This window comes from Collinsella sp. (genome assembly GCF_052346665.1).
In the GTDB taxonomy this organism is placed as follows: domain Bacteria; phylum Actinomycetota; class Coriobacteriia; order Coriobacteriales; family Coriobacteriaceae; genus Collinsella.
In genome coordinates, this window is record NZ_DAWDUX010000038.1 from 1 (window position 1) to 8207 (window position 8207).

The following is an 8207-nucleotide window of genomic DNA, read 5'->3' on the forward strand; positions in this document are numbered from 1 at the left end:
GCCGAGTACGTGCAGCTGGCCCTCGAGGGCCGCGAGCACGAGGCGGTGCAGTAGGTTGAGGTTCCTGGTACTCGGTGCCTCCGGTATGGCGGGGCACCTTATCTCCCTCTACCTCAAGGAGCGGGGGCACGACGTGACCGGCTTCTCCCGGCGCGGCGTGTCGTTCCTGGACAGCCAGGTTCTCGGCGACGCACGGGACGAGCAGCTTTTGTCCGAGACGGTCGCCTCGGGGGGCTACGACGTCGTCATCAACTGCGTGGGGGTCCTTAACAAGGCTGCCGAGACCAATCCTGACGCCGTACGGCTCAACAGCGAGCTGCCGCATGTGCTCGTGCGCACGACTGAGAAGGTCCCGACCCGCGTGTTCCACATGAGCACCGACTGCGTCTTCGCCGGGAATACCGGTCCCTACACCGAGGGCAGTGTCCCCGACGGACAGAGCGCCTACGACCGCACCAAGGCCGCGGGCGAGCTGAACGACGGCAAGAACCTCACCTTCCGCAACTCCATCGTGGGGCCGGACATGAGCCCCAAGGGCATCGGTCTGCTGAACTGGTTTATGCGGCAGCCCGGCCCCGTCAAGGGCTACACCGGTGCCATTTGGACTGGTCTCACGACACTCGAGCTCGCCAAGGCCATGGAGCACGAGGCGGGCGAAGACGCGACGGGTCTTGTGAACATGGTGCCTGAGGGTTCCATCAGCAAATTTGACCTACTCAAGCTCTTTAACCGAGAGCTACGCGGCGGCTCCGTGGAGATAGTGCCCGACGCAGGCCTCCAGTTGGACAAGACGCTTGTGCGCACCAACTTTGAGCCGACCTATCGTCCCAAGCCCTACCCGGAGCAGGTGCGCGAGATGGCCGATTGGGTCCGCGCCCACCGGGACCTGTACCCCCACTATGAGGTGATATAGATATGAGCAAGCTCAAACTCATGGTCGTCATGGGCACGCGCCCGGAGATCATCAAGCTTTCCGAGGTTGTCCGCAAGGCCGACGAGTACTTCGACCTCTCCATCGTCCACACCGGCCAGAACTACGACTACGAGCTCAACAAGGTCTTCTTCGACGACCTGGGCATTCGTGAGCCGGACCACTACCTGGGTGTGGTGGGGGACGACCTGGGGCAGACGATGGGCAACGTCATCTCCAAGTCCTACGCGCTCTTCGCCGTCGAGCGACCCGACGCGGTGCTCGTGCTGGGCGACACGAACTCGTGCCTGTGCGTCATCTCCGCGAAGCGCCTCAAGATCCCCGTCTTCCATATGGAGGCGGGCAACCGCTGCAAGGACGAGAATCTTCCCGAGGAGGTCATCCGCCGTATCGTCGACGTAACGAGCGACGTGAACCTGTGCTACTCGGAGCACGCGCGCCGATACATCCTGGACAGCGGCGTGAAGCCCGAGAACACCTACGTGGTGGGCAGCCCCATGGCCGAGGTGCTCGACCGTGTCATGCCGAGCATCGAGGATTCGTCCGTTCTGTCAGATCTTGGTCTGGAGGTCGGGCGCTATATCCTGCTCTCCGCTCACCGCGAGGAGAACATCGACATCGAGGCGAACTTCATGAGCCTCATGAACGCCGTGAACGCGATGGCGCAGGCCTATGACGTTCCGGTGCTCTACAGCTGCCACCCACGCAGCGCGAAGATGATCGAGCGGAGGGGCTTCAAGTTCGATCGCCGTGTGATCCAGCACAAGCCTCTGGGTTTTTTTGATTACAACCAGCTGCAGCGCAACGCCCTGTGCGTCGTCTCCGACTCGGGGACGCTCCCCGAGGAGGCTTCGTACCTCAAGTTTCCCGCCGTCTCAGTGCGCACTTCGACCGAGCGTCCCGAGGCCATGGACGCCGGCGTGTTCTGCGTGGGGTCCATCACGACCGAGGAGGTTCTCCAGGCTGTGGACTTGGTTGTTGCCATGCACGCCAACGGCGACGACGGGATCGAGGTGCCCGCCTACGCGGATCGCAACGTTTCCGCGAAGGTTATCAAGCTTGTCCAGAGCTACACCGGCATCGTGAACAAGATGGTGTGGAGGAAGAATTAGTAGATGGACAACAGATTAGTAGATTACGCGCATGACCGTTTCCCGCTTGTTTCCGTTGTTGTTCCTGTATACAACGTGATCGACTATTTACCTGAGACCATACGTAGCGCAGTAAATCAGACATATACGAAATTAGAGATTGTTCTAATTGATGATGGCTCCACAGATGGGTCGCAAGATTATTGCGATAAAGCCTGTGTTTTGGATAGCCGTATTACTGTATTACACCAAGAGAATGCCGGACTATCTGCCGCAAGAAATGCTGGATTACGCTGTATTACCGGAGAATACGTCACATTTCTTGATGGCGATGACGTGTTAACGCCTACGGCAATAGAAACTTTAGTCACCATTGCGATGGAAAGTGACTCGGATATAGTGACGGGCTCATTTCAAAGGATTGCCCGAAGCGAAGATCTCGTGGCCCTCAAGTCTGACAATGCATACAGAGTAATGAGTTCCCAAGAAGCTCTTGAAGCGATATGTTTCCCGCATGAACTTAATATAAGTTCATGCGGGAAACTCTACCGAGTTTCCTGCATGGGGCGTATCGCTTTTCCTGTTGGCAAGAACTTTGAAGACCTTGCAACTATCCCACAGTATATTGCTCGGGCTAAAAAGGTCGCAGTATGCACCTCTGTCGTCTATGGCTACCTTGTTCGACAAGGTTCAATAACCGGAACCGGAACTATAGATCAGAAGAAATATGACGATGCAGTGTGCGAGATTAATCGCTTGGCAAAGTTTTTGGTCGAAGATGGGAAAGCTTCTCGCGATGCGATTGAACATATAGTTGCTTTCTCTTGGTTGCGCATCTTTAGGATGCTCCCTGTGGGTAAAGACTCATATTTGTCTGTTGACGATTGGGATAGATTGACATCATTTTTAAAGAGGGAATCTTTACGTTGGCGCTTTGATGACCGTGTTGCACGTGTTGAGCGCATCCGCTGGTTGTTATTCTCAATCTCAACAAACCTTTATTTACGAATGTTTGAACTGCACTCACGATTGACAGGTCTTAACATAGTTTAGGATAGGCGGTTATCGAATTGGGCGATGAAACAAGGGCCTTTTGCGGGAATCCGGAATATCAGAGGTCCTTTCTTTTTGTTACTTATGCGCTTGGTGGCGGTGGTGCCGAGAGGGCTATGCTCCGTTTTGCCAATGCTCTCGCTAGGCGGGGGCACGTTGTGTGCATCTACTCCTATGAGCGGCTTGGCACCGAATATGAAGTCGCAGAAGGGGTGTGCGTCCGTTATTCTCGTTTAAGCAGGATTAGCGGAGGTGCTGGAAAGCTTGAGAAGTACATAGAGGATGCGAGAGCGGTTAGGTCGCTGTTTTATCAACGCCATTTTGATTTTGTAATACCGTTTTGTACGGAGATGGTCATATGTACGTACTTTGGTTTACTTGGAATGAATGGCGTGCTTGTTGCTACCGAGCGGAATAATCCGACAGATGGATGCAGAGGCAGGATCAAGCGCCTGATCAGGGATGACGTTTATAGTCGATGTTCGGCAATCTGGACGCAGAATGAAGCACAGGCTTCATATTATAGGCGGCTGACGAATCGCAACGTGTTCATCATACCGAATATTGTGGAAATGACACCAAAGGCAAACAATCCAAATGGTGAAATTCGACGGTTCATGACAATCGGACGACTTGCCGATCAAAAGAATCAGAGAATGATGATTGAGGGGTTCGCTAAGGCTCTGGAAGTTCATTCAAATATCACGCTCGATATCTTCGGCGATGGTCCCCTCAAAGAGGAGCTTGGAGAATTAATCCATTCGCTTGGCGTTGAGGGGTCTATAAGTCTGAAAGGGTTCTGCGCCGATGTGTACAGGGAACTCGACAGGCATGACGCTTTCTGTTTTTCTTCGAATTACGAGGGGCTTCCAAATGCCTTGATCGAGGCTGTCTTGACGGAGCTTCCTGTGGTCACCACTGCCTTCGAGACAGGATCACGCGAAATAATAGTAAATGGCGAGACGGGCCATCTGGTTGAATGCGGAGATACCGAAGCATTCGCTTTGGCGGTTTGCGAAATGGTAGAGGAGCCCACGGAGGCGTTTCGCATGGCGAGGACGGCTCGAATGGGCATTGAGAAAAAGTACTGCGAAAGCAGCTTAGTCGATTCTCTCCTTACAGAATGCGAGCGTCTGCGTAATGAGTGAAGTGTTGTTTGATTTAAGCAGGATTTCTGGATGGCGTAATCTCTTTTTCGTTTTCGCGGTCGGTTCCTATAGTGTTACGCAGGCAGACCTTGATTCTCTCAGGCCATTATACTGGGCATCGCTCGTCTTTTTTCTGCTATCAGCTGCGCTTGAAAGGCACTATTCTAAGCAAAAGCCGATTCGCTTGATTGCGAGAGTCCCGTTTGTGCTCTGGCTTTTGCTTGTGGTGAGCCTTTGCGCTGCTTCTGCACTGTGGGCTATTTTCCCAGAAGCCGTACTCCACTCTCAGTACATTCCAAACGTATTGTACGGGACTATAACCATTTGCGGCATGTGGCTCTCTATTGAGAGTTGGTCTGACGTGGTTAGGTTTTTGAAGCTATATGTCATCTCCGTGCTCGCAATGTCACTATTCCTCATATTCTCACAGTTTCTCTTGGGGGGCTTCGGACGAATTGGAACGGTTTTCGATATTGTGCCGAATGGACCTGCAATGCAAATGGGCTTTGCGCTCATGTTTTGTCTCATGCTTTACGGTGCTGGAAACTGCTCAAAAAAGGCAACCGTATCAATCGTTGTCGTTTTACTCCTTTCGATAATCCTAACCGACAGCAGGAAGACGATGGTTGCTTCTGGCTTGGCGATCTTCCTATTTGTTTGCTATGACAAACGGGCGTACCTAGATTCGAGGAAACTCGTTCTCGCTATACCGGTTGTGCTGGTTATTGTCATTGCGATCTTTACGATTCCATTTTTGAATGAGACGATCGGATATCGTCTTATGGGACTGCTGACCGGCACGTTTAGCGATGGCTCCGTTGACCTCAGCAGCTTGGAGAGAGATTACTACCGAGAAACGGCATTGAAGCTCTTTGCAGAGCGGCCATTTTTGGGTATAGGTTTCGAGGGATTTGCTGCGTATCTACAGTCTATCGGGTACTGGCATGTGGCGTATAGCCATTGCAACTATACTGAGCTGCTAGCAAACCTTGGAGTAGTCGGTCTCGTTGCATATTATTCGATGTATCTCACCCTGATTGTGCGGTGCATTCGCTATCGGCAGGATTCGCGTTTCATTTCATATTTCATATTGGTGATGCTGTTCATACGTCTAGTTGTAGAGTACGGCCAGGTCGTTTATATAGATGTGGATAACTACATTGTGATGCTACTCATGTATGCCTCGGCCTATTCCTTCGGCTGCAATCCGAATTCTGGCGGTGGGGGAGTTGCTCACGCACGGCCCTCGAAATTCAAATCTGAACGGTGTTCGGTATGAACAACACATTGATCAAGAAAACGGGCGTCTATTTTATTGGTAACATTGCTTCCAAGGCGCTGATGGCAATCATAATTCCGATTTACGCCTTTTTTGTTACGCCCACAGCTGCTGGCAACTACGACTATTGGCTCTCCTTGGCTCAGACGGCTGCCCCGATTGTGTTTCTCGCGATCTGGGAGGCAATACTCAAGCACTTGATTTCCAGTGAGACGGCTTCATGCCAAGACAAGGTTAAGGATACGGTCCTTGCGTTCCTAATTATTGCTTTGAGCTTTTCAATCCTCTCTATGCCGATTGCTCTTCATGTATTTGAGTATAATAGCGAAATGCTCATTTCCGTTTATGTAATGTGTTGGGCGCTGGGTATTTTTCAGATTTGGCAGTATTTCGCAAGGTCGCTAGGGAGCACAAGGGCCTTTGCAGAGTCTGGTGTTATTGCGAGTATCGTTACATTCTTGCTCATTCTTCTACTTGTGTGCGCGTTGAGGTTGCAGGAGTTTGGATTAGTTGCCTCTTATGTGAGCGGGCAGACAGCTGGCCTGGTGTTTCTCGAAAGACGAATCAGGCTATTAAGAACATTTCGACTAAGAAACGCGAGCATGTGTTTGCTTCGAAAGCTATTGGCCTATTCAATACCCTGCGTTTTCAATCTCATTGCCGCGACCTTGACTTTGACAGTTGGCAGAATGCTCGTTATGGATTGGTTTGGCTCAGAAGCAAACGGTCTTTACTCCTTTGCTCTGAAATTCGCGAATGTAATAACTGCCGTTGGAAGCATTTTTTCGATGGCTGTCATTGAAGAGGGTATAATCCGTGCCAAAACCAAAGGAGCTTCTGAGTTTTACGCTCATGTCAGCTCGGCACTGTTGGTTTTGTTGTCTGCTCTTTCCTGCATCGCCTTACCTGCGATTGCTCTATTCTACGATCTGATAGCTGAAACGGAATTTGCTTCATCCTTTAGTTTGATTCCGTTGTCTCTTCTCTATGCGCTCATGTCGGTCATGTCAACTCAATTTGGCTCAGTTTTCATGGCAGTGGGTAAGACGAGAAGTCAGGCTACTACGACCATCTCGGCTTTAATTGTTGCAACCTTTGCATCGTATAATTTAGCTCGACCTTTTGGTTTAAATGGAATCATGGCAGGTCTCGTGATCGGAACTGCAACGATGATGGTGTTAAGATTCCTGCTTGCTCAACAGCACCTTCCATTCACTCTGCACCCTAAAGGCCTCTGGGTTCTCGCTGTCTTGTTTTTTCTATTGTTGCTGGCATTATACGCGCATCCATTTGGTGACACGATTTTATTCCATTCAGGATGCCTGCTTATCGCCTGCATGTTCGCACTTCCGTTTGCACTCCGTTCGATCCGGGAAATTAGCGATGTCCCAGAGGGGTAGCCGCTAAAGCGGTCTTTGAATATGGGGATACTTCAGTTCGAGTGAGTTCTTAATCGACGGCAATATTGAAAAATGAGAGGGACGGTCAATGTCGATTATCAAAAGAGCGATTTGGCGTTTTTTGCCAGATGCCGAAAAACGAAGCATATTAAAAAAGCAAGGTCTTGTCATCGGGACCGGATGCGAAATACTGAATGGATGGAATTTTGGTAGCGAACCCTATCTTGTTTCTATTGGGAATAATGTCCGCATCACGTCCGGAGTGAGTATCACCACGCACGATGGGGGGGTTTGGGTGCTTCGACATTTATATCCCGAGCTTTCTGATATTGATAGGTTTGGACGTGTTGCGATTGGTGACAACTGTCATATCGGTATGGATGCGATAATCATGCCCGGGGTGACAATAGGTAGAAATTGCATCGTCGGCGCCCAGTCGGTCGTGACCCATGATGTACCAGATAACACGGTAGTGGCGGGTGTGCCTGCGCGGCCGATTGGGACCGTTGGAACATATCGTGAGAAGCATGAGGGAGAGTTCGTTAACACGAAGCATATGAGCTTCGAGGAGAAACGGCGCTTTTGCGAGCGTATCTATCCGAATTCGAGCGAATTTGAATAATGCCAAGCTTCGCTTTTCAGCTAAATGTTGGTTGCTTGTAGGTTAATTGGATTGAAATGAGGGCCGTAATGAATCAATCTGCATCTAAAGTGCTCGTTACTGGAGCGGCGGGCTTCATTGGCGCATTCCTGGCGAAGAAGATTATCGAGGCGAGCGATGACTTTATCGTTGGTCTCGACAACGTCAACAACTATTACGATCCCAGAGTAAAGCAAGCGCGTCTTGATATGCTGCGCGAGGCCGACAGCGAGGGACGTTTTACATTCGTGCGCGGAGATCTTTGCGATGCAGCGCTTGTGGAGCGTCTGTTCTCTGAGCATGAATTCGATGTCGTTGTGAATCTTGCCGCGCAGGCAGGCGTTCGCTACTCCATCGAGAACCCCCGCGCCTACATCGAAAGCAACCTCATCGGGTTCTTCAACATATTAGAGGCGTGCAGGCATCATCCGGTGAAGCATCTGGTCTATGCCAGCTCGAGCTCGGTGTACGGCGGCAACAAGAAGGTGCCGTTCTCCGAGTCCGATATGGTCGATTCTCCCGTATCCCTCTATGCGGCCACCAAGAAGTCCAACGAGCTTATGGCGGCGGCGTACTCAAAGCTCTATTCCATTCCTGCCACCGGGCTTCGCTTCTTCACGGTGTACGGTCCTATGGGACGTCCCGACATGGCGTACTTCGGGTTT

The 8207-nt window shown here is 51.2% G+C and carries 8 protein-coding genes; all 8 read left to right on the forward strand.

Annotation, left to right across the window (positions count from 1 at the left end; translation table 11 throughout):
• Nucleotides 1-913 (forward strand): SDR family oxidoreductase (locus tag ACT8II_RS07440; protein ID WP_443813564.1); only part of this gene is annotated, 913 nt, incomplete at its 5' end.
• Between the two features lie 2 nt (nt 914-915).
• On the forward strand, nt 916-2043 hold the full coding sequence (gene wecB, locus ACT8II_RS07445; RefSeq protein WP_443813566.1) for a non-hydrolyzing UDP-N-acetylglucosamine 2-epimerase: 1128 nt from the start codon (nt 916-918) through the stop codon (nt 2041-2043).
• Nucleotides 2044-2046: 3 nt separating this feature from the next.
• A complete protein-coding gene (locus ACT8II_RS07450) occupies nt 2047-3075 on the forward strand; it encodes a glycosyltransferase family 2 protein (protein ID WP_443813568.1) in 1029 nt (342 codons plus the stop codon).
• 17 nt (nt 3076-3092) lie between these two features.
• Nucleotides 3093-4223: a glycosyltransferase gene (locus ACT8II_RS07455; protein WP_443813570.1), complete on the forward strand. Its 1131-nt coding sequence runs from the start codon at nt 3093-3095 to the stop codon at nt 4221-4223.
• Nucleotides 4216-5502 carry an O-antigen ligase family protein gene (locus ACT8II_RS07460; protein WP_443813572.1) on the forward strand — a complete coding sequence of 429 codons (1287 nt, stop codon included), beginning with the start codon at nt 4216-4218 and terminating at the stop codon, nt 5500-5502. The genes ACT8II_RS07455 and ACT8II_RS07460 overlap by 8 nt, the downstream gene beginning before the upstream one ends.
• Nucleotides 5499-6902, forward strand: a complete 1404-nt coding sequence (locus ACT8II_RS07465; protein ID WP_443813574.1) for a lipopolysaccharide biosynthesis protein — start codon at nt 5499-5501, stop codon at nt 6900-6902. The genes ACT8II_RS07460 and ACT8II_RS07465 overlap by 4 nt, the downstream gene beginning before the upstream one ends.
• Before the next feature lie 88 nt (nt 6903-6990).
• Nucleotides 6991-7524, forward strand: coding sequence for an acyltransferase (locus ACT8II_RS07470; RefSeq protein ID WP_443813575.1), 534 nt, complete (start codon nt 6991-6993; stop codon nt 7522-7524).
• Between the two features lie 68 nt (nt 7525-7592).
• The coding region (locus ACT8II_RS07475; RefSeq protein ID WP_443813576.1) for a GDP-mannose 4,6-dehydratase at nt 7593-8207 on the forward strand (615 nt) is incomplete at its 3' end.